Raw genomic sequence first — 21,613 nt, forward strand, 5'->3', positions numbered from 1 at the left:
AAAATTTGCAAAATAGTCACGTGAATTTTTAGTGAAAAACCTGGAAACAGCTTTTTAGAAAATTACTGCTGACGATGGGACCTTTTTTCTTCATTATATATTTTAAAAGTCGTTGTTTAGGATCAGCTGATTCTGAACTTTTTTGCTAGAAAGGGTTTACAAAACAGCAGGCATGGTCTATATTAAAAGTCGTAAGTTAGTTGTTTATTCAAACTAATAAATTTCAGGAGGCCCATATTATGAGTGATTTATGGCAAGGTATTGATAAAGTTAAGTATGAAGGTCCACACAAAGGCCTGAACTCACGTCTGGCATTCCAATACTACAACCCAGAAGAAGAAATTCTGGGCAAGAAGATGAAGGATTGGCTGCGGTTCTCAGTTGCCTACTGGCACACGTTTGACCAGCGGCTGGTTGACCCATTTGGTGATGGCACGGCGGTTCGTCCATATGACAAGTACACTGACCCAATGGACAATGCTTTGGCAAAAGTTGACTATGCTTTTGAATTCTATGACAAGCTGGGTGTTGACTACTTCTGTTTCCACGACCGCGACTTGGCTCCAGAAGGCGACACGTTGCGTGAAACCAATCAGAATCTGGACAAGGTCATCGACAAGATCGTTGAATACCAAAAGACGACTGGCATGAAGGTATTGTGGAACACGTCCAACCTGTTTACCAATCCTCGTTTCTTGGCTGGTGCCGGTACTGCTCCATCTGCTAAGATCTACGCTTATGCTTGTGCTCAACTGAAGCACAGTCTGGAAGTCGGCAAGCGGGTTGGCGCTGAGAACTACGTCTTCTGGGGTGGCCGTGAAGGTTACGAATCACTCTGGAACACTGAAATGAAGCGTGAACAATCGCACATTGCCAAGTTCTTCCACATGGCTAAGGACTACGCAAACGAAATCGGCTTTGATGCTCAAATGCTGCTGGAACCTAAGCCAAAGGAACCAACGACGCACCAATACGACTTCGACGCTGCTACGACGCTGAACTTTATGAAGGAATACGGCCTGGACAAGGACTTCAAGCTGAACCTGGAAGGCAACCACGCTAACCTGGCTGGTCACACTTACCAACACGAAATTCGCGTTGCACGTGAAGCCGGCATGCTGGGTTCACTGGACGCCAACCAAGGTGACAAGCTGATCGGTTGGGACATCGACGAATTCCCATCCAATCTGTACGAAGCAACGGCTGCAATGTACGAAGTCGTTGAAGAAGGTCAAATTGGCCCTCACGGTGGTCTGAACTTCGACTCCAAGCCACGTCGTACTTCCTGGAAGCCAGAAGATCTGTTCTACAGCCACATTGTTGGTATGGACACGTTTGCTGCCGGTCTGCGCGTTGCCGCTGCCCTAAAGGAAGACGGCTACCTGGACAAGGTACTCAAGGATCGTTACGCATCATGGGACGAAGGTCTGGGCAAGTCCATCGAAGAAGGCAAGGAAGACTTCAAGTCGATCGAACCAACCGTTCTGGACACGCCACAAAGCGAACTGCGGGCTGCTACGCAATCTGACCACCTTGAACAGGTTAAGGACACGATCAACCACTTCATGATCGAAACGCTGGCTAAGTAATCACTTGAAACTCTAACAATATAATAGAAAGGATTCGCATCGCCGCAGATGGCTGCGGATCCTTTTTTCTTGGAGGAAAGACTATGAATGAATACGTAATTGGGGTCGACTTGGGGACCAGTGCCGTTAAGGTTTCGGCAATGGATCGCTCAGGCAAGATCGCCGCTCAGCAAAGCTACGACTATCCACTGAGTCAGCCTAAGCCAGGCTACAGTGAGCAGAACCCACAAGACTGGCTGTATGGGACAACAATTGGCATTGACCGGATGATCTTAAAAGATGGCATTAAAAAAGAAGAGATCAAGGGCATATCATTCTCTGGTCAAATGCATGGGCTGGTACTTTTGGATGCGGACAATCAAGTTCTGCGGCCGGCTATTTTATGGAACGACACGCGCACGACCAAGCAGTGCCAAGAAATCATGGATAAGCTGGGTGATCGTTTTGTTGACATCACCGGCAATAAGCCACTGGAAGGTTTCACGCTGCCTAAGCTGCTGTGGGTTAAAGAAAATGAGCCGGAAATCTGGGCGAAGGCGAAGACGTTTTTGCTGCCAAAAGACTATGTTCGCTTCTGCATGACGGGTAACCTGGGGATGGATTATTCGGATGCCACGGGGACGGTGCTGTTAGACATCAAGGAAGGTCAATGGAGCCAGGAAATCTGTGAGGCCTTTGATATTCCAATGAGCATGTGTCCACCATTAATGAAATCAGTTGACTATGCTGGCAATGTTTCCGCCAGCTATGCAATGTTTTCGGGCCTTTCGACTGCTACCAAGATCTATGGTGGTGGCGGTGATAATGCCTGTGGTGCGGTTGGTGCCGGCATCTTGCATCCAAACATGGTTATGTCTTCAATTGGGACTTCGGGCGTTGTGCTTAAATATGAAGAAAATGCCAACGTTAATTACCATGGCCAGATTCAATATGAATGCCATGCAATTCCAGACACCTACTACTCAATGGGTGTTACGTTGGCAGCCGGTCACTCGCTAAACTGGTTTAAGCATAAGTTTGATCCAGACGAGGACTTCTCGACGATGGTTGAAAAAGCCTCCAAGCGGCCACTGGGTGCTAATGGTCTGATCTTTACGCCTTACGTAGTTGGTGAGCGGACGCCATATGCTGATGCTGATATTCGCGGCAGCTTCATTGGCGTTGACAGCATGCAGGATCGCTATGACTTCTGCCGAGCCGTTATGGAAGGAATTACCTTTAGTTTCCGGGATATCTTGAACATCTATGATCAAAACGGTCAAGAGTTTGACACGGTTGTAGCAATCGGCGGTGGGGCCAAGAGCGACTTTTGGCTTCAGATGCAGGCCGATATCTTCAATAAGAAGGTCGTTGCCTTAACCAATGAACAAGGGCCTGGTTTGGGGGCCGCCATGATTGCAGCAGTTGGCCTGGGTTGGTTTGAGTCTTTGCAGGAATGTGCCAAGGAGTTCGTTCACTTTGGCAAGGAGTACCTGCCAAAGCCGGCCAATGTCGCCAAGTACGATGAACTGTATGCAATCTACCACCAAGTCTATGATCAGACCAAAGACCTGTGCCATGCTTTATTGAACTTCCGTCGTGAAGACTAGCTGGTTGGTCCAATCCTTAAAACTTATTTCATCAATTAACAGCTTAAAAACTCATTTGCATCATTAAAAAGCGCCATGCAGACTGCCATTAGGGCAATTCTGTATGACGCTTTTATGGTATTTGATTTTTTCTACTATTATATAGGATCAAAAAAGCAGACAAACAGCGATCAGCGAATCAAGCCATTTGTCTTTATAAGATGATCATAATTAATATAGTGGATGAAAAAGCAGACAAACAGCGACCAATCGATCAAGCTATTTATCCTTATAAGATGATCATAATTAAACCGAATTCGTAGACAGGTTAACGGACTTGTCTAAGCCGAGTTAACAGCAAAATTTGTGAAATGAGTTTTGCCCATTGTTAAAAACAATCGGCAAAACGATAATAACCAATATTCTATTTATCAATGAGTATGAGCAGGGAAAAACAGAATTGGGGTGTTTTATAGTCAATGGCTGATTTTAATAAAGAGAGCTAAGGAAATAGTCAGCCTGACAGCCTAAAGACAGACTGATTCGATATGAATTAAAATCAGCAGTATATTGATTTTCCCTAGCTCATGCTATTATTTTATGTAATCGCTAACACAGTAACTTGAAGATTAGAATCATTTTTTGAATAAAGGACGGATTAGAATGGAAATGGTAACTGAGTATCTAGAGTCACTAGGGGTACCGGCTACAATCTGGGAGTACGATCGTGGCCAGTATAGCTTGCAGTTTCGCCAAGGTAAGCTATTATTGATGGACTATCTAAAAATCCTGCGCCGCTGCCCACATAAAACGCTGCAGTTTTTGCGGCACAGTCAAAATCTTTACAGCTGCCTAATGTGGCATGATCAAACAGTTGTCTTTTTTGGCCCAGTGATTGTCAACGTCAGTCAGCGCTATCAAAATAACAATGCGATCAGCAGTCATGCCGTTATGTATATGCCAAAGCTGCTGAAGACGGTTTATCTGGAAGAAAAACAGTTTTTGCAGCAGATTTTGGTGTTGGGACGGTTATTAGAACTGCCGATCGATTTTGAAACCATTAGTGACGAATTTCATCAAGCACGTATTTCAAGAGACCTTGATGCCCAATTACTGAAGCTGCGGATGAGCAGTGAGGGAGGTCACGTTAGCTATCTGTATGAGCGAGAAGTCAAAAAAGCAATTGCGCAGGGAAATCTGGCTGCCTTGCCGATTATATTCTCTAAAAACATCAATTCGGGGCGGATCGGCATTTTAGCAGACAATCAAGACGCACTGCGCAACGTTAAAAACTGGGGTATTATCTCGGTTTCCGTAAATCTGCGCGCGCTGTTTCAAGTTGGGCTGGATTATGAACTGGTATATTCGCTGAATGATCAATACGTACGACATATCGAATCGTTGACGTCCTACAATGAAGTGCTGGCGGCAATTGAGGCAGCAGATGTGGATATGGCCACACGCTGCCGTGAGATGGTTGATGCCAAGATGACTGCAGCCGTCAGCAAAGTCTTTTGGCAGCTGATGAGTGATCCGATTACGGACCAAAGTATCGATGAGTTGGCAATAGCGGTAGGATTGTCCAGTCGCTATCTTGGCAGCCAGTTTAAAAAACAGGTCGGGGTCAGCATCAGCCAATTTAAACGCCTGGTTCAGATCAATCATGCAATTGAGGATCTGATCGGTACCAATCTGTCAATGGCTGAACTCGCTGAACGCTATGATTTTTCTGATCAGGCCCATTTCTCACGCGTTTTTCATGCCTTAACCGGGATAACGCCTAAAGAAGCCCGTACTGATGCCGCTAAAATTGCCGATTGGAATCTTTACGACTATCTATTTTAAAAATAGTATGAAAAATAAATCATATGTATTTTTAAATTTTATTACTAAGTGACCGCGTTTTTGTCAGCGGTCATTTTTTGTTGACGCTATATGAAGAAAAGAGCTCGATTATTTTAGCGAAATTAAAAATTCTAACTCAGGAATGATAAAAAAAATTGATTTTTAGGGTAGCGTTTTCAAAAAGGCTATGTTAGATTTTGGTCGTTGGTTGAAAACACAAACTAACGTGCAGCGCTGCACCTGTTTGAATCAAATCTACAAGAGGTGTAAAAACTATGGACAAGCCACAAAACAAGCAAGTCGATGAGTTCGCCAAACTGTCCTGGGGCGAGCGAATTGCATATGGTGCCGGTGACTTGGCACAAAATCTGATTTTTGGGACGATTGGCTCAATGTTGCTGTTTTATCTGACAACGGTTTTTGGAATCTCAGCAGCTGTTGGGGCCACGATTTTTCTGATTGTTCGCTGGGTCAATGTTTTTTGGGATCCTTGGGTTGGAACGGTTGTCGATAAAAGTCACTTTAAGCACGGCGGCAAATACAAGCCATTTTTGATTTATTTTGGAATTCCGCTCACGATCTGCTGTGCCATGCTGTTCTTGCCAATTCCAGCCGTCCGCGGCAATGTTGCCTATGCATTCTTGATGTACCTGGCAACGGCGCTGATCTACTCATTCGTTAATATTCCTTACGGCTCGCTGAATGCTTCGCTGACGCGGGACAACGATGAGATCTCTACTTTAACGACGGTTCGGATGACGGAAGCCAATATCGGTAATCTTTTGGTCTACACGTTCCTGCCATTGTTCGTTCAAATGGCATCCCCTGCCAAGCATTTAAAAGACATCGGGATGTTTGGCATCAAGCTTAATTTAGGTAACTATGCCTCGCCACACGCTGCTGGTGCCTACTTCCACGTTATGTCAATCTATATGCTGATTGGTTTTATTCTGCTGCTCTGCACCTACTTTGGCGTTCATGAACGAGTGCTGCCGACTGAAGAAGAAACGGCTTCCGTTAAGTTTTCTGACCTTTGGAATGAGCTGCGCCGCAACAAGCCGCTGCGGGTACTAGGCTGCTTTTTCCTGGTTGGCTTTACCTTCATGTTCTTTGGCAATACGGTTTGGCCATTCTTTGTTCAATACAACATTGGCCACTCGGAATGGATGGCTTCAATCAATCTGATTGGTTCGATTCCAGGGATCTTCTTAGTTTTCTTATGGCCAATCGTTCGGCGCAAGATCGGCAAAAAGGGATTCTTCCAACTGTTCTTGGGAATGTTTATCGTTGGGACGCTGCTTCTTTGGGTATGGTCATGGCCACAGTTTAAGAACAGCATTGCCCTGGGCTACATTGGTCGCTTTATCATGCAGTGGGGAATTACGGCCGCTACTGGCTACATGTGGTCACTGGTTCCAGAAGTCGTTTCCTATGGTGAATGGAACTCAAAGAAGCGGGTTGCTGGGATTATCAATGCCTTGATGGGACTGTTCTTCAAGATTGGTCTGGCACTTGGCGGGATCATTCCGGGCTACATCAACGCGGCCTGTCATTTTGACGGCACAAAGGCTACCCAATCAGCAACAGCCTTGAATGGGATTACGATTTCAATGATCTGGCTGCCAATTGTTTTGGCAGTTGTTGGCATGTGGGTTATCAGCAAGTATTCATTGTCTGATGCTGAAGTCGACAAGATTAATCACGAAATTGAAGATCGTCGCCAAACTGAAGAAAAGTAGCTGTCTTAAGGCAGAAATGACGGAAAGGATGAAAATTTATGAAAATCTATGTTGATGCGCAGGCGCCATTTGATGGTGATGGAAGCAAGCATCGTCCATTTAAAACGATTCAAGCAGCCGCAGATATCGCAATGCCAGGCGATAAGGTGCGCGTTTTTCCAGGCATTTATCGTGAAAACGTTAATCCTAAGCATGCGGGCACGGCAGATCAGCGCATCGCCTACGAGGCGGTTGAGCCGTTAAAGGCCATTATTACTGGGGCGGAAGTCGTTAAAGGCTGGGAAAAAACTGCAGATGGCATTTGGCAGGTAAAAATCCCCAACAGTATGTTTAGTGAGCGCAATCCATACACAACCAAGATTTTTGGTGACTGGTTCGATGCACGAATCCTGGCTCATACCGGTGAGGTCTATCTAAACGATAAGGCCTTGTATGAAGTCAACACGTTGGCTGAGGTAAAGCAGCCCGTTCGCAATGAAAAATCATGGGACCCAGATTTTACGATCTATACCTGGTATACGGAACAAGATGCTGATACGGATGAAACGATTATCTATGCCAACTTCCATGATTTCGATCCCAACCAGGAAAACGTGGAGATCAACGTGCGTCAAAGCTGTTTTTACCCACAGGCTGAAGGAATCGGCTACATTACCTTAAAAGGATTTGGCGTTACCAAAGCGGCGACGCAATGGGCGCCACCAACGGCTTACCAAGAAGGGATGGTTGGTCCACACTGGTCAAAAGGATGGATCATTGAAGAATGTGAGATTTCGCATTCCAAATGTTCTGGTATCTCGCTTGGCAAGTATCTGCAGCCAAACAATGACAACAAATGGTCCAAGTGGAAATATAAAGATGGTACTCAGACTGAGCGTGACGTGATCTGTCAGGCATCTTATGAAGGCTGGGATAAAGAACATATCGGCTCGCATATTGTTCGTCGCAATCGTATTCATGATTGTGGTCAAACCGGGATTGTTGGTCATTTAGGCGGCGTCTTCTCCTTAATTGAAGAAAACGACATCTACAACATCAATATTCGTCAAAATCTGGTGGGGGCCGAAATTGGCGGAATCAAGATGCATGCTGCCATTGACGTGATCTACCGTCACAACCACATTCACCACTGTACGCGCGGCTTATGGCTTGACTGGCAGGCACAAGGAACACGGGTCACACAAAACATCTTTGATCACAACTCCTTACCTGAGCATTTTGAAGTCGGCGAAGAAAATGTAGGCGATGTGCTGCAGGGCCTTGGTGAAGACATGTGGGTAGAGGTTTCCCATGGTCCAACGCTGATTGATAACAACCTGTTCCTTTCTGAGCGTTCAATTCGTTTTGCTGCGCAGGGAATTGCCATGGTGCATAACTTGATTGCTGGCAGCTTTACCGCGGTTGGTGTTGGTACGGACAATAATTCTGTCAACCTGCCATCCAATCGCTTTACGCCATATCATGAACATCACGGTACCAAGGTAATGGGCTTTATGACATTCCAGCATGGTGACAATCGTTTCTACAACAACATCTTCGTTCAGCAAGAGCTGCGGCCGGAAATGCAAAAACTGGCTGAACTGATGCATGACAAGCCAGATGCCTGGGATACCTATAACTTTAAAGTCGGTACTCGGCCATTTGAAGAATATCCAACGTTTGAGGAATGGAATCGCCAGTTTGATGGCTATTGCGGAATCTACGCGCCAAACAGCGATCACTACTACAACCACCTGCCAGTATGGAGCGCGGGCAATGCCTACTTTAACGGTGCCCAGTCATGCAGCAAAGATCAGAACCGATTCGTTGATGAAAAGGATCAAGTCGTCCTGGAATTGGAAGAACGAGCTGATGGCCTGTATCTTAAGACCAATCTGGCTGACTTCCTCCCTCAAAACAACGATGCCAAGATTGCAACCGCTACGCTGGGGATGGCATTTGAACCAGAAGAACGCTATGAAAACCCTGATGGCACGCCAATCGTCTTTGATGCTGATTTCTTTGGCAACCATCGTGACGGTGCTAAAGTAACGGCTGGTCCTTTGGTTAAGTTCAAAGCCGAGCAGCGTGTGTTCTAAAAGCTTAATTCAAAATTAGCTAATCTTACGGATTAATTAAAAAGCGCTTCGTCATTTTGAAATGGCGAAACGCTTTTATTGGTTGCTTGGTCGTTGATTTTAATGAATTTTAGCGATTTTACAGTAGGAGTTTTGTTTAAAAGAGTTGAGATGATAAACCAACGATCAAGCGTAAAAATTATTTAACGGAGTGAATCATCTGAATGAAGAGGCAGGTCAAAACGATCGCCATCCCGGTCATCCAAAGACTGGCACAGATAAAGAAGCCGGCCGTAAAGCACCAGAAACAACAAAAAGCCTAGTCAAGCGATTTGCGCAGTTCGTCATAGTAAGGCGCGGTCTGATTAATAATTTGGTTGGTAAAGTTTTTCACCAGCAGATATTTGATTGCCGGGTCGTCAAGGTTGAAATGCATGGTAAAAAAGGTCATTGGTTCATTGCCCCAGCAGTAGTTGGTATGTTCCATGCCAATGGGAATGATCATCATTTCGCCGGCTTTAATGATTTTTTCTGCTGATTCGGTAACGGTTCTTTGCGCGCCATCCATGATATACATGATTTCAAAGGCTGGGTGGTGTTCAGTTGGCCAGCGCCAGCCGGGCTCGACGGTTTCGGCATGGCCGCCAAAAAATGAAAAAGTGGTGTTGATCGTTGGCAGATAGCCGTCCTCAAAAAACTGCATGCTTATTCCTCCTGCTTTTAGCTTATGATATTGTATCCGCTTTCCAAAGAAAATAAAACTTGTTAAAATAAACTTGATAGCATTTTAATGGGCAGAGCACGTTTTGGTTATCGATTTCAAAAACAAATCTAAAAAAAGTAAAGCAATTGCAAAATTAAAAGTGATTTGATTTACATTGGGCGGTAAAAGTGTTAAATTATAGTTGTAGTTGATAATCATTCTAAACTAAAGGAGAGGATTATAATGAACTTTATCGGTCAAGAAATCGCAGACTTTAAGGTGCGTGCCTATCAAGATGGCGAAACGATGGATGTAACCAAGCAGGACGTTCTTGGCAAGTGGAGCATTTTCTTCTTCTACCCAGCTGACTTCTCATTTGTCTGCCCAACTGAACTGGAAGCACTGCAGGACAACTATGAAGCCTTTAAGCAGGCCAACGCGGAAATCTACTCTGTTTCAGAAGACACTGAATTCGTTCACAAGGCATGGGCGGAAGCATCTGAAAAAATCGGCAAGATCAAGTATCATATGCTGGCCGACCCAGCCGGTAAACTGGCGCGGATGTTTGACGTTTTGAATGAAGACGAAGGACAGGCTTACCGTGGCGTGTTCATCGTTGATCCCGATGGCAAGATTCAATCATACACGATTAATAACATGGGGATTGGTCGTTCCGCCGAAGAGATTCTGCGGACGCTGCAGGCTGCTCAGTTCGTTCGCGAGCATGGCGATCAGGTCTGCCCAGCCAACTGGAAGCCAGGTCAAGATACCATTAAGCCAAGTCTGGATCTGGTCGGCAAGCTTTAATGATTGCAGGTGATTGAAATGGCAGCAGAACATATTTATGATCTGATTATCGTGGGCGCTGGGCCTGCGGGGTTGACTGCTGGCATCTATGCTGGTCGGGCAACGCTGGATACCTTGATTTTAGAGGCGGACACGGTCGGCGGTCAGGTGACCACGACTTCAACGGTCTACAACTATCCCGGCAATGCGGCCATTGACGGCACCAAGCTGATGAATCAGATGCAGCAGCAGACCGCTGATTTTGGCGTCAAGATTCAAAAAGACGATATCGTTAAGTTTGAGCTTGATGGCGACGTTAAAAAGCTGACGAGCAAAAGTGGCAGCATCTATCAGACCCGCAGCGTCATTTTGGCAATGGGCGCCAGTCCACGCAAGGTTGGCTTCCCAGGCGAAGAAGAGTTTCGCGGACGCGGCGTGGCCTACTGCTCAACCTGCGATGGCGAGCTGTTTAGCGGGCTGCAGGTATTTGTCGTTGGCGGTGGCTACTCAGCCGCTGAAGAAGCCGATTATCTGACGCGGTTTGCCAAGCACGTGACGGTCCTCGTACGGGGTGATCATTTTAAGTGCGCGCCGCTAACGGCTTCGCGGGCCCTCGACAATCCAAAAGTCAGCGTTTTGTACCATACTGAGGTCAAGCGCGTTGATGGTGATCAGTACTTGAAATCGCTGACGATGGTCAACAACCAAACTGGCGAGGAAACGGTCTACCATGTCGATGATGGCGATCAAACCTTTGGCGTCTTTATCTATGTTGGTACCCAGCCAGCTACTGAACAGCTAAAGGGCATCGTTGACCTGGATGAGCACGGTTATATTCACGTTGATCAAAACGGAGCAACCGATCTGCCTGGCGTCTATGCAGCGGGCGACGTCATCGTCAAGCAGCTGCGTCAGATTATCACTGCCGCGGCTGATGGAGCAGTAGCAGCTACCAGTGCAGAAAAATACGTGACGGAACAAAAGCAGCGTTTAGGGATCCCAATCCATGTTAAAAAGGAAGTTCCTAAAGCGGCTACGGTTGGTCAGACTTCACAGGTTGAAAGCGAACAGCCGGTTGCCCATCATACTGGCGACTGGTTTACACCAGACCTGGTTGCTCAGATGCAGGGTGTCTTTAGTCGGCTGACCAAAGACGTTACGCTGCAGCTTTTGGAAGACGATACGGCATTGAGCCAAGAAATGGACAGCTTTATTGGTGAACTGGTAAAGCTTAATGATCACCTCAAGATTCAAAAGACCACCGCACCAGACAGCCTGGTCTACACGCCGCAGCTGCGTCTGGTCGTTGATGATACCGATACAGGTCTGCACTATGCCGGCGTACCAACTGGTCATGAATTGACGTCACTGATTTTAGGGATCTACAATGTGGGCGGTCCGGGTCAAAGCGTTGAGCCGGCACTGGCTGAACGAATCAAAAAGCTGCCGTCGACTGACATTAAGATTGGGGTCTCCTTAACGTGTCACTTCTGCCCGGATGTCGTGGCAGCCTGTCAGCGGATGGCTTCGCTTAATCCGCGGATCACGGCTACGATGATTGATCTGCAGCATTTCCCAGCTTTAAGAAAAGAACGGCAGATTATGAGCGTACCGGCTACGATTATCAATGACGGGCCAGTGATCTTCGGCAGTCAATCGCTTGAAGAACTGGTTGCGGCAGCGGAAAAAGCAACTGAATAAATCAAAATGCCTTGAGCCAAAATATTAGCCCAAGGTATTTTTTATTGCTGTAAAAGCTTCAGCTGGTGGCGCTGGCGATACTGCTGCGGTGCAATACCGACGATTTTTTTAAAGCAGCGCGAGGCATAGTTGAGGGTTGCAAAGCCAAGGACGGCAGCAATTTCGGTAATTGGCTGATCGGTCCAGAGCAGCATGGATTTAAAACGGCTGATTCGATATGAGTTCTCGTATTGATTGATCGTTTGGCCGGTTTCCTGCTTGTAAAGATGGGCCAGATAATATTTGTCGCGCTGCAGATCATGAGCCAGGTCATCCAAAGAATAGTTTTGGCCGCAGTGATCACGAAGGGCAGCCTCAATTTTTTGCGTCAGCAGGCCCTTTTTGTTATTCTGAGCCTGCCGAGTTGTTTGAATGCGCTGAATGAAGATCTGACCAATTGCCTGCAGCCGCGCGTTTAGCTGCTCAATCGTCTGCAGGCTCTCAACCTGCTGGCAGAGCTGATCAGAAAGAGCAAACGCTTCGTTGGGGGCAAGACCGCCTTCAATTGCCTGTCTGGTCAGCAAAGTGATGTGGCAGATCAAAAGATTTTTTTGATTGCGCAGCCGATCCTTGGCAACCTGACCAAAAGCCCCTGAACTGGTTAAAAGACGGAAATAATGCTGATAGCTTGAGTCATCGCCGTTACGAACCGCGCTCAGCATTCGTTTTTCCAGTTCATAGCTGTTATGGTTTTCTAAAATATGTTCTGGTAATGGCAGCTCGTTTTCAAATGTTTTATGAATTTTTGGCCAATGCTGGTTGAGCCCGAACCAGATGGCGCTGCCGGCCTGCTCCAAATGATGCTGAGTGCAGCTGCGCAGGTTTTGCCAGATCAAAAGCCGATGTTTTGAATCAACCAGTAAGGCGCCTCTAATCACGGAATTGGGCGCCAGCAAAAAAATTCCAGGTGTAAATGAAGCAGCAGCTAGTTTTTTTAGATATGACTCAGGAAGCTTGACAATTGCCGGCCGGTTCCAGACATCGGTAAGCTGACCGGCTGCATCCAGCTGATCGATTTCCAGTTGAGTGATTTCCTGCATGTTTTGGAGAAATTTTAATGATTCGGTCATGATCCACCTCAATAAACGCAATTTAGGATAATGATTAGCAAGATTAGATAGGCGAAGATTTTGAAAAACATTATAATGGCATCAGAAAGCGGTTGCAAATATTTTTGAAAATGAGGTAGCAGTATGACAAAAGTAGACTTGAATTTTGTTGAGGGCCTGACGCTGGAAGAACGCGCCGACCTGGTTTCAGGAACGGATTTTTGGTTTACGGCCAAGGTTTCAGGAATGGATCCTATGCTGATGACGGATGGTCCTTCTGGCTTGCGCAAACAGGTCAACGTGCACAGTGCTATGGATCAAAGTATCGAAGCCGTATGTTTTCCTTGTTCGGCATTGACCGCCAGCTCATTTGATGATCAGATGCTGGAAAAACTGGGCGAACAGTTGGGAACGGCTGCCCGTGCTGAAAAAATCGGCGTGCTGCTGGGGCCTGGGGTCAACATCAAGCGCAGTCCATTAGCCGGCCGTAATTTCGAATATTTCTCTGAAGATCCGCTGCTGGCCGGCCGGATGGGAACTGCCTACGTCAAGGGGGTTCAGAGCACTGGGGTTGGCGTCAGCGTTAAGCATTTTGCCACCAACAACCGTGAAGATCAGCGCTTTACCAATTCATCAGATGTTGATGAACGAACGCTGCGTGAGATCTATCTGGCACAGTTTGAGCGCATCGTGAAGCAAGCGCACCCAGCCACGATCATGTGCTCTTATAATAAGCTTAATGGCGTTCAGGTATCGCAAAACCAGCGCCTTTTGACTAACATTCTGCGTGACGAATGGGGTTATCAAGGTCTGGTCATGTCAGACTGGGGTGCCGTGGTTGATCATACGGCCGCGATCAAGGCTGGCTTAGATCTGGAAATGCCGGGCAAGGGGGATGCCTCAAAAGAAGAAATCATTCAAGCCGTTAAAGAGGGCCGTCTTCAAGAGTCAACGCTGAACCGTTCTGCACTGCGCGTTTTAGAAATGGCTGAGCGTTATGGTCATCCAAAGACGCCAGCGCCAGCATATGATATGGAAGCTCAGCATGAGTTTGCCCGCCAGCTGGCTGATGACAGTATCGTCTTGCTGAAAAATGAAAATCAGGAGCTGCCATTGAGTGATTCCGCCAAACTGGCAGTAATCGGCGAGCTGGCCCAAAAGCCGCGTTTTGAAGGTGGCGGCAGCTCGCATGTCAATGCTCATCGCGTTGTAACGCCAAAAGAAGCAATGCCTGCTCATGCCGTTTATGCACAGGGCTATCGTTTAGACAGCGATCAAGCGGATGAACAGCTGACTAAAGCGGCAATGGAGCTGGCCAAAAACAGCGATCAAGTGGTCTTTTTTGCTGGTTTCCCTGAAGCGATGGAATCAGAAGGCTTTGACAAACAGTCCATCAGTTTGCCAGCCAACCAGAATGAATTGATTGAACAGCTGCTGACGGTCAACCCGCACGTGATCGTGGTTCTTCAAAACGGTTCGGCAGTTGAGATGCCTTGGGAACCAAAGACGCCAGCGATTGTTGAGACTTATCTGGCCGGTGAGGCAGTCGGTGAGGCTACCTGGGATATTTTATCTGGCAAGGTCAATCCTTCTGGCAAGCTTTCGGAAACCTTCCCTAAGCAACTAGCCGACAATCCAACCTATCCAACCTTTGGCAAGGATCGGCGGCATGAGGTCTATCGAGAAGGCATCTTAATGGGATATCGCTACTATGATGCCAAGCAGCTGGCTGTGCGCTTCCCATTTGGTCATGGCCTAAGCTATACGACGTTTGCCTATCAAAACCTGACGATCAATGAAAATCGCGATGACGTGGCAGTCAGCTTTGATCTGGAAAATACGGGCAGTCAGGCAGGTAAGGAAGTCGTTCAGATCTATGTGGCCAACCACGCCAGTCAGACGATTGTGCCGGTTGATGAACTGCGCGACTTCGTTAAAGTTGAGCTGCAGCCCGGCGAGACCAAGCATCTGACCGTTAAGCTGTCGCGGCGCGCGTTTGCCTGGTACAACCCAGAAAATGAAACTTGGGAAGCCGATAACGGTCAATATGAGATCTTGGTCGGCAGCTCGTCACGTGACATTCGGCTGCGGCAAAAATTTGAGCTGACGATTGGGACGAATCCGCTTGGTAAGATTACCGATGAGACCTACGTTGGCGAATTACTGGAAAATGCTGATGAACGAATCAAGCAGATTATTGCTGAAATGGGTCTGACAGCTACTTTTGACAAGTTGATGTCACCTGAACTGGCACCAGTTTTTGCCAATATCCCCCTGCGTTCATTGACGATGGCGGATATTGATGCCGAAACGGTTCATGAGCTGCTGCAGAAACTAAATGAGCTGGATTAGTTAATCAAACATCAATAAAAAAGGATCGCAAAATTCGCGATCCTTTTTTATTTGGCTTGTTCTTGGGAATGCTTCTTGGCAGTCTGGCGATACTGCATTGGCGTTTGACCACACCAGCGCTTGAACTGACGGGAAAAATGGGAGGCTTCCTGGTAACCCAGCGCGGTACTGATCTCGCCGATTGAGAGCTTGGGCATCAACAGCAGCTGTTGGGCTTTTTGCAGTTTGAGCTTAGAAAGATAGGCTCGTGGCGACTCGCCATAGACGCTTTTAAATAATTCAAAGCCATAGCTAGGACTGATCTGCAGCGTGCTGATGATTTGCTCAATCGTCAATCTGCCAACCTCGCGCGGATCAATCCCCTCAGTCAGGTAAACGTGGATCTGCAGTTCGAGCTGTTCTTTAACCTCACTGGCAATTGATGAGGCATAGGACAGCTGATTTAGGTTATAGGCTGATGAATGCGTGTTGGTCTGATGAATCAAGGCCAGCAAAAAGTCGGTGAGGTAGCGCTGGATCAAGAGCTTGCTTTCAAACGAATAGTCCATAGCTGGGTCAACCAACTGATTTAGTGCGTGCAGACTTGGCTGCAGGGCCATGTTTTGCTGAGTAGCGTTGGGATAATAGATCAAACCGTTTTCAATCAACAGTCGAATGAAGCCGGCGTCATCCAGGTCAAAGTGAAAGTTGAAATAGTCCATCTCTTCGACACAGGTAATATCGTGGGCCAAGTTGGGCGGAATAATCAGAATATCGCCAGCTGTCAGCAGATAGGACTTGCGATGCAGGTTGACGCGTTCTTGGCCTGAGAGAATCTGAATCACCTCAAAAGCCAGATGCTGTTCAATGCCAACATGCCAGCCAGTATTGACGTGTTGAAAGTGGCCGCCGAAAAAAGAAAGATTCCAATTGATGGCCGGCAGGCGGATTGCATTTTGCAGAATTTTTGATTGATATTTTTGCATTGGTTATACCTCGAAAATGAACAGTTTATCCGTATAAATGATCTTTCGTGGAAAAGGGACATTTTTTCATGGTAAAAGCCCTTCGTTATTTCAGTTAGCGCTTTCATAATATAGGCATCAGCTTTAAGAAATCGCTTACTAAATTGTAGCAGAAAGGGATGCAAAAATGAAACAGTTGTTATACGGAGTTGCCTACTATTTCGAATATCTCCCGTACGATCGCATTGATCAAGACATTGAAATGATGAAGGCAGCTGGGATCAATGTGGTTCGGATTGGTGAAAGTACTTGGAGCACCTATGAGCCGCATGATGGTGAATTTGATTTTAGTAAATTGATTTATACTCTGGATAAAATGGATAAAAATGGTATGAAAGTAATAGTTGGGACACCAACTTATGCTTTTCCAACCTGGCTGGCCAAAGAATATCCGGATGTATTGGTTGAACGGCAGGGAAATCGTCTGCCATATGGTGCTCGTCAGATTATGGACATTACCAATCCGACTTTCCGTTTTTATGCTGAGCGAATCATTCGTCAAATGATGCTGGTGACGCGTGAATACGACAACGTGATCGGTTATCAAGTCGATAATGAGACCAAGCATTATGGGACTTCCAGCCGTAACGTGCAGGCCGGCTTTGTCGATTATCTAAAGCAAGAATTTAATGGTGACCTGGATGCCTTGAACGTTGAATTTGGCTTGGATTACTGGTCAAATCGCATCAATGCCTGGGAAGACTTTCCAAACGTTAATGGAACAATCAATGGCAGTCTGGCTGGCGAATTTGCCAAGTATCAACGCCAGCTGGTGACCGATTATCTGGCATGGCAGACGGCAATTGTCCGTGAATACACGCATGATGACCAATTCATTACTCATAACTTTGATTTTGAATGGCGTGGCTATTCATACGGTGTCCAGCCTGATGTTGATCATTTCGCGACTGCCAAGCCTTTAGACGTAGTAGGGATTGACGTCTACCATCCTTCCCAACGCCAATTGACAGGCGCCGAAATCTCGTTTGCTGGCGACATTGCTCGTTCAATCAAGCAGCAGAACTATCTGGTCTTAGAAACGCAGGCTCAGGCATTTAAGACCTGGACGCCATATCCGGGACAGCTTTTCCAATTGGCCTTTTCACATGTTGCCAGTGGTGCCAATATGGTTGAATACTGGCACTGGCATTCAATTCATAATTCGTTTGAGACTTATTGGAAAGGCCTTTTGAGTCATGATTTCCAGCCGAACCCGGTTTATAACGAAGCCAAAAAAGTTGGAGCAGCCTTTAAAAAGCTGTCGGCTGATCTGATCAACCTCAAACACACGGCTAAGGTTGCTTTTGTCGTTGATAATGCCAGTCTGACGGCAACTTCTGGACCATGGATGGAATTTGGCATTGGCGAGGACACTAAATATAATGATGTTTTCCGTCGCTTGTATGATGCATTCTATCGTCAAAACATCGCTACTGACGTCTTGGATCCCAAGCTGATTGATCCGGCTAAGTATGATCTACTGGTCGTGCCGATGCTCTACACGGCAACTGATGAGTTCTTACAGAAACTGAATGACTACGTTGAAAATGGTGGCCATGTCCTCTACACGTTTAAAGATGGTGTTGCCAACGAACACGTCAAGGTTAGAACGACTCGGCAGCCGGGCATCATCAGCCAAGCTGTGGGCGCGCATTATGAAATGTTTGTCGACCCGAATGGCGAAGGCTTAGCTGACAGTTCTGGCGTCTTTAAGGATGTCGATGGTCAGATCAGCAATTGGGCTGAACTTTTGGAAACTGATGGCGCGAAGGTTTTAGCTACTTATGATCACCATTGGAAGTCATATGCGGCAATTACTGAAAACAATTTTGGCAAAGGGATGACCTGGTATCTGGGCTGCTGGCCAAATGAAGAGGTCGTTGCGCGCTTAGTTGAGCATATCGTTGCCGTATTAGGCTTGGCTGGCAGCTATCAGACTCAATTCCCATTGATCATTAAGAGCGGCATCAATGAACAGGCAGAAAAGATTGATTTTATTTTTAATTATTCAGATGAAAATCAAGCATTCATCATGCCATTTGCGGCCACTGAACTGTTGTCTGATGCTTCGGTTCAAGCTGATCAAAAAGTCGAAATGGCACCATGGGAAGTTAAGATCATGAAAAGAGGATGACAACTATGGATACTGCTAAAAAGCCTGAAATCAAATTAAGCAAAAGCGGGCGCATCCGCTTTACGGCCGGCTTCTTTGTCTGTGCCATTCTTTGGATGACTGGGCTGGCGATCGTTTCGGCCGTTTTACTGCCCCAACACCTGCGCGACATTGCCGGCGAGGCTGCCTCAACGACCATCTTTGGCTATGTCAACGCCGCCACGGCCATTGCCTCATTGGTCGCCAACTTATTGTTTGGGAATCTGTCTGACCGGACGCGTTCTCGCTTTGGCCGTCGGACGCCCTGGATCTTTTGGGGTGCCATCCTAGCCGGCGTAACCCTATTTTTGATCGGGGTCGTCGACAACGCCTGGCTGATTGGGATCATCTACTGTGTTTGCATGTTCGGCTTGAACATGATGCTGGCACCAGTCATCGCCACCCTGTCTGACCGGGTGCCAGACGACATGCGGGCTACGATGTCGGCGTTCAACTCGGCCGGGACGACGGTCGGCTCTTCATTAGGGACGCTGATTGGGGCCAAGTTCATTACGATTCAGATTCCCGGTTTTGCGACGGCCGGCATTCTGATGGGCCTGGCCGGAATTGCCACAATCGTTGTCTGGCCGCGGGAACAGTCTTCCAAAGACCTGCCACCAGTCGAGGGCGGCTTTAAGGAATTCTTGGCCTCATTCCGTCCTCCAATGCACAACGCGCGTGACTTTTGGCTGGCCTTCACCGGACGGACGCTGCTGATCTTCAGCTACTACATGATCTTAAACTACCAGCTCTACATTCTGGAAAGCTACATTGGCCAAAGCAAGACGGCCGCGGCGGCGACGATCTCCATCATGTCGGTAGTCACGATGGTCGTTGCCTTGATTGGCTCTTTGACTTCAGGCGCGATCTCAGACAAATTGGGCCGGCGCAAGATTCCGGTCAACATTGCCTCGCTGCTGTTGGCAATCGGCTATCTGCTGCCATGGGTCATGAAGACTTCATTTTCTATGATTCTGTTTGCCGGTTTTGCCGGGCTGGGCTATGCCGTTTATGGTGCCGTTGACCAGGCCTTAAACGTTGACGTCTTGCCAAATAAGGAAGAAGCCGGCAAGGACCTCGGGATCTTGAACATCGCTACGACGCTTGGTCAGACGGCTGGCCCGATCGTTACCAGTGCTTTGGTCGGCATGGCCGGCTACAACCTGGTCTTCCCAGTGGCGATTGCCTTTGCTGTTTTGGCCTGCATCTTCATTCAAATGATCCGTTCTGTTAAATAATCGCTTTCTCCAGACGTTTACACACTCTCTCAAAAGGGCCGTCATGATTCATCTCCCAATGACGGCTCTTTTATTTATGAATTGTCCGGTTGATTTATACGGACAAAAATATTAAAATGTAATCGTTATCTAAGATCAATCCATAACAAATTATTCAGTCAGGAGGAGCCTGCCTTATGGATCAAGAACAAATTAAATCAAAGATCGAAAATGCCCAAACGGCACTAGGAATTGAATTAGGATCGACTCGTATCAAAGCGGTCTTGGTTACGAATGATTTTCAGACGATTGCCAGTGGCGATTACGTATGGGAAAACGAATTGGATCATCATATCTGGACCTATCCAATAGAAAAGGTCTGGGAAGGTATTCAGACCAGCTATGCCAAGATGGCTGCTGAAATCAGCGAAAAATATGATCTAAAGCTGACCAGAATCGGCGCGATCGGCATCAGTGCCATGATGCACGGTTATATGCCATTTAATAAGGAAAATCAACTGCTGGTCCCGTTTAGAACCTGGCGCAACAACATCACCGGTCAAGCAGCCGCCAAGCTGACTGAACTGTTTGATTTCAATATTCCAGAACGCTGGAGCATCGCACATCTTTATCAAGCCATTTTAAATCATGAAGAACATGTTAAAGACATTGATTTTATCACGACTTTGGATGGCTATGTAACCTGGCAGCTGACGGGAGAAAAAACGACGGGAATTGGCGACGCCTCGGGAATGTTCCCAATTGACGAAGCCACGCATGACTACGATGCCGTGATGCTGGATAAGTTTGCCAATCTGCCGGAAGTTAAGCAATATGGCTGGGACATCAAGGACATCCTGCCTAAGGTCTTGGTAGCAGGCGAAACGGCTGGTCATTTGACGGCAGCTGGGGCTAAAAAACTGGACCCAAGCGGCTTGTTGCAGCCAGGCTCGCTTTTGGCGCCAAGCGAAGGTGATGCTGGGACTGGCATGGTTGCTACGAATGCCGTTCGCAAGCGTACTGGTAATATTTCGGCTGGGACTTCCGCCTTTTCGATGGTTGTCCTGGATCAAAAACTCAGCCAGGTTCACCGTGATATCGATCTGGTTACCACGCCGGATGGGGCTCCGGTTGCCATGGTTCACACCAATAACTGCTCGTCTGATATCAACGCCTGGGCAGCAGTTTTCAATCAATTTGCGCGGCTGCTTGGCGTTACGCTGTCACCAAACGAGCTGTACGAAAAACTGTTTGATGCCTCGCTGCGCGGTGAACAGGATGGTGGTGGCCTGGTCAACTTCAGCTATCTGTCTGGTGAAAATATTACGCGGGTCGATGAAGGTCGGCCGATGCTGGTTCGCAAGCCAGACAGTCGGTTTAACCTGGCCAACTTGTTTAAGGTACAACTCTATTCTGCTTTTGCGCCATTAAAAATCGGCATGGACATTCTGCTGCGTGAAGAACATATTCGCACCGATGTTTTGATTGCACAAGGTGGTTTGTTCAAGACACCAGTCGTAGCTCAGCAAGTCTTAGCTGATGCCTTAAACACGCCAATCAGCGTCATGAGCAATGCTGGTGAAGGCGGACCATGGGGCATGGCAGTGTTGGCCTTATATGCTGCTGACAATCATGGTAAAGACCTGGCTGATTTTCTTGATGACGAGGTCTTTGCCGATCAGGAAATCGCTACGCTGTCGCCAGAGCCGGAAAGCGTTAAGGGCTACGAAAAGTTTATCGACAACTATAAGCAGGCAATGCCGGCTGAAAAAGCAGCTGGTGAGTCAATGAAGCTGGATTAATCGGGAGGAA

Annotated in this window: 14 protein-coding genes; 11 read left to right on the top strand and 3 right to left on the bottom strand. The window is 47.1% G+C overall.

The window, feature by feature from the left end:
- The first annotated feature begins 239 nt into the window (after positions 1 to 239).
- The 5 genes from xylA to H0G69_RS01915 all read left to right on the top strand — a co-directional run bounded on the left by xylA (position 240) and on the right by H0G69_RS01915 (position 8,819).
- Positions 240 to 1,589, top strand: a complete 1,350-nt coding sequence (gene xylA / locus H0G69_RS01895; protein WP_180305051.1) for a xylose isomerase — start codon at positions 240 to 242, stop codon at positions 1,587 to 1,589.
- A gap of 83 nt (positions 1,590 to 1,672) precedes the next feature.
- Complete coding sequence (xylB, locus tag H0G69_RS01900) at positions 1,673 to 3,178, top strand: xylulokinase (protein WP_180305052.1); 1,506 nt, start codon at positions 1,673 to 1,675, stop codon at positions 3,176 to 3,178.
- Between the two features lie 642 nt (positions 3,179 to 3,820).
- Positions 3,821 to 5,002 (top strand): helix-turn-helix domain-containing protein, encoded by a 1,182-nt coding sequence (locus H0G69_RS01905; protein ID WP_180305053.1) that lies wholly within the window; start codon positions 3,821 to 3,823, stop codon positions 5,000 to 5,002.
- 275 nt (positions 5,003 to 5,277) lie between these two features.
- Positions 5,278 to 6,741 carry an MFS transporter gene (locus H0G69_RS01910; protein ID WP_180305054.1) on the top strand — a complete coding sequence of 488 codons (1,464 nt, stop codon included), beginning with the start codon at positions 5,278 to 5,280 and terminating at the stop codon, positions 6,739 to 6,741.
- Between the two features lie 38 nt (positions 6,742 to 6,779).
- On the top strand, positions 6,780 to 8,819 hold the full coding sequence (locus tag H0G69_RS01915) for a right-handed parallel beta-helix repeat-containing protein (RefSeq protein WP_180305055.1): 2,040 nt from the start codon (positions 6,780 to 6,782) through the stop codon (positions 8,817 to 8,819).
- A 298-nt stretch (positions 8,820 to 9,117) separates the two neighbouring features.
- On the opposite strand, the gene H0G69_RS01920 is transcribed toward H0G69_RS01915, so the two are convergent.
- Positions 9,118 to 9,501 (bottom strand): cupin domain-containing protein, encoded by a 384-nt coding sequence (locus H0G69_RS01920; protein WP_180305056.1) that lies wholly within the window; start codon positions 9,499 to 9,501, stop codon positions 9,118 to 9,120.
- Between the two features lie 243 nt (positions 9,502 to 9,744).
- Here H0G69_RS01920 and ahpC point away from each other — a divergent pair, with 243 nt between their 5' ends.
- Positions 9,745 to 10,308: an alkyl hydroperoxide reductase subunit C gene (gene ahpC / locus H0G69_RS01925; RefSeq protein ID WP_006500333.1), complete on the top strand. Its 564-nt coding sequence runs from the start codon at positions 9,745 to 9,747 to the stop codon at positions 10,306 to 10,308.
- Positions 10,309 to 10,326: 18 nt separating this feature from the next.
- Entirely contained in the window at positions 10,327 to 11,988 is a 1,662-nt protein-coding gene (locus H0G69_RS01930; RefSeq protein ID WP_128513136.1) for an FAD-dependent oxidoreductase, read from the top strand.
- Between the two features lie 41 nt (positions 11,989 to 12,029).
- Here H0G69_RS01930 and H0G69_RS01935 read toward each other — a convergent pair whose 3' ends face one another.
- Positions 12,030 to 13,097, bottom strand: coding sequence for a helix-turn-helix domain-containing protein (locus H0G69_RS01935; protein WP_180305057.1), 1,068 nt, complete (start codon positions 13,095 to 13,097; stop codon positions 12,030 to 12,032).
- A 123-nt stretch (positions 13,098 to 13,220) separates the two neighbouring features.
- Between H0G69_RS01935 and H0G69_RS01940 the strand changes: the two genes are divergently transcribed.
- On the top strand, positions 13,221 to 15,428 hold the full coding sequence (locus tag H0G69_RS01940) for a beta-glucosidase (RefSeq protein ID WP_180305058.1): 2,208 nt from the start codon (positions 13,221 to 13,223) through the stop codon (positions 15,426 to 15,428).
- 47 nt (positions 15,429 to 15,475) lie between these two features.
- Here the strand turns inward: H0G69_RS01940 and H0G69_RS01945 are convergent, their stop codons facing one another.
- Complete coding sequence (locus H0G69_RS01945) at positions 15,476 to 16,393, bottom strand: helix-turn-helix transcriptional regulator (protein WP_033934379.1); 918 nt, start codon at positions 16,391 to 16,393, stop codon at positions 15,476 to 15,478.
- A 166-nt stretch (positions 16,394 to 16,559) separates the two neighbouring features.
- Between H0G69_RS01945 and H0G69_RS01950 the strand changes: the two genes are divergently transcribed.
- The 3 genes from H0G69_RS01950 (at position 16,560) to H0G69_RS01960 (ending at position 21,603) form a co-directional block, all read left to right on the top strand.
- Positions 16,560 to 18,566, top strand: coding sequence for a beta-galactosidase (locus H0G69_RS01950; RefSeq protein WP_180305059.1), 2,007 nt, complete (start codon positions 16,560 to 16,562; stop codon positions 18,564 to 18,566).
- 5 nt (positions 18,567 to 18,571) lie between these two features.
- Positions 18,572 to 19,822 (top strand): MFS transporter, encoded by a 1,251-nt coding sequence (locus H0G69_RS01955; protein WP_180305060.1) that lies wholly within the window; start codon positions 18,572 to 18,574, stop codon positions 19,820 to 19,822.
- Between the two features lie 176 nt (positions 19,823 to 19,998).
- The gene (locus tag H0G69_RS01960) at positions 19,999 to 21,603 is read left to right on the top strand and encodes a xylulokinase (RefSeq protein WP_180305061.1); all 1,605 of its coding nucleotides are present in this window, start codon (positions 19,999 to 20,001) and stop codon (positions 21,601 to 21,603) included.
- The last annotated feature ends 10 nt before the right edge of the window (positions 21,604 to 21,613 follow it).

Origin of the sequence: Limosilactobacillus mucosae, assembly GCF_013423865.1 — a bacterium.
Taxonomy (GTDB): domain Bacteria; phylum Bacillota; class Bacilli; order Lactobacillales; family Lactobacillaceae; genus Limosilactobacillus; species Limosilactobacillus mucosae.

Coding starts and splice junctions, on each gene's coding strand:
- xylA (WP_180305051.1), top strand. CDS start 240: ATGAGTGATTTATGGCAAGGTATTGATAAAGTTAAGTATGAAGGTCCA.
- xylB (WP_180305052.1), top strand. CDS start 1,673: ATGAATGAATACGTAATTGGGGTCGACTTGGGGACCAGTGCCGTTAAG.
- H0G69_RS01905 (WP_180305053.1), top strand. CDS start 3,821: ATGGAAATGGTAACTGAGTATCTAGAGTCACTAGGGGTACCGGCTACA.
- H0G69_RS01910 (WP_180305054.1), top strand. CDS start 5,278: ATGGACAAGCCACAAAACAAGCAAGTCGATGAGTTCGCCAAACTGTCC.
- H0G69_RS01915 (WP_180305055.1), top strand. CDS start 6,780: ATGAAAATCTATGTTGATGCGCAGGCGCCATTTGATGGTGATGGAAGC.
- H0G69_RS01920 (WP_180305056.1), bottom strand. CDS start 9,501: ATGCAGTTTTTTGAGGACGGCTATCTGCCAACGATCAACACCACTTTT.
- ahpC (WP_006500333.1), top strand. CDS start 9,745: ATGAACTTTATCGGTCAAGAAATCGCAGACTTTAAGGTGCGTGCCTAT.
- H0G69_RS01930 (WP_128513136.1), top strand. CDS start 10,327: ATGGCAGCAGAACATATTTATGATCTGATTATCGTGGGCGCTGGGCCT.
- H0G69_RS01935 (WP_180305057.1), bottom strand. CDS start 13,097: ATGACCGAATCATTAAAATTTCTCCAAAACATGCAGGAAATCACTCAA.
- H0G69_RS01940 (WP_180305058.1), top strand. CDS start 13,221: ATGACAAAAGTAGACTTGAATTTTGTTGAGGGCCTGACGCTGGAAGAA.
- H0G69_RS01945 (WP_033934379.1), bottom strand. CDS start 16,393: ATGCAAAAATATCAATCAAAAATTCTGCAAAATGCAATCCGCCTGCCG.
- H0G69_RS01950 (WP_180305059.1), top strand. CDS start 16,560: ATGAAACAGTTGTTATACGGAGTTGCCTACTATTTCGAATATCTCCCG.
- H0G69_RS01955 (WP_180305060.1), top strand. CDS start 18,572: ATGGATACTGCTAAAAAGCCTGAAATCAAATTAAGCAAAAGCGGGCGC.
- H0G69_RS01960 (WP_180305061.1), top strand. CDS start 19,999: ATGGATCAAGAACAAATTAAATCAAAGATCGAAAATGCCCAAACGGCA.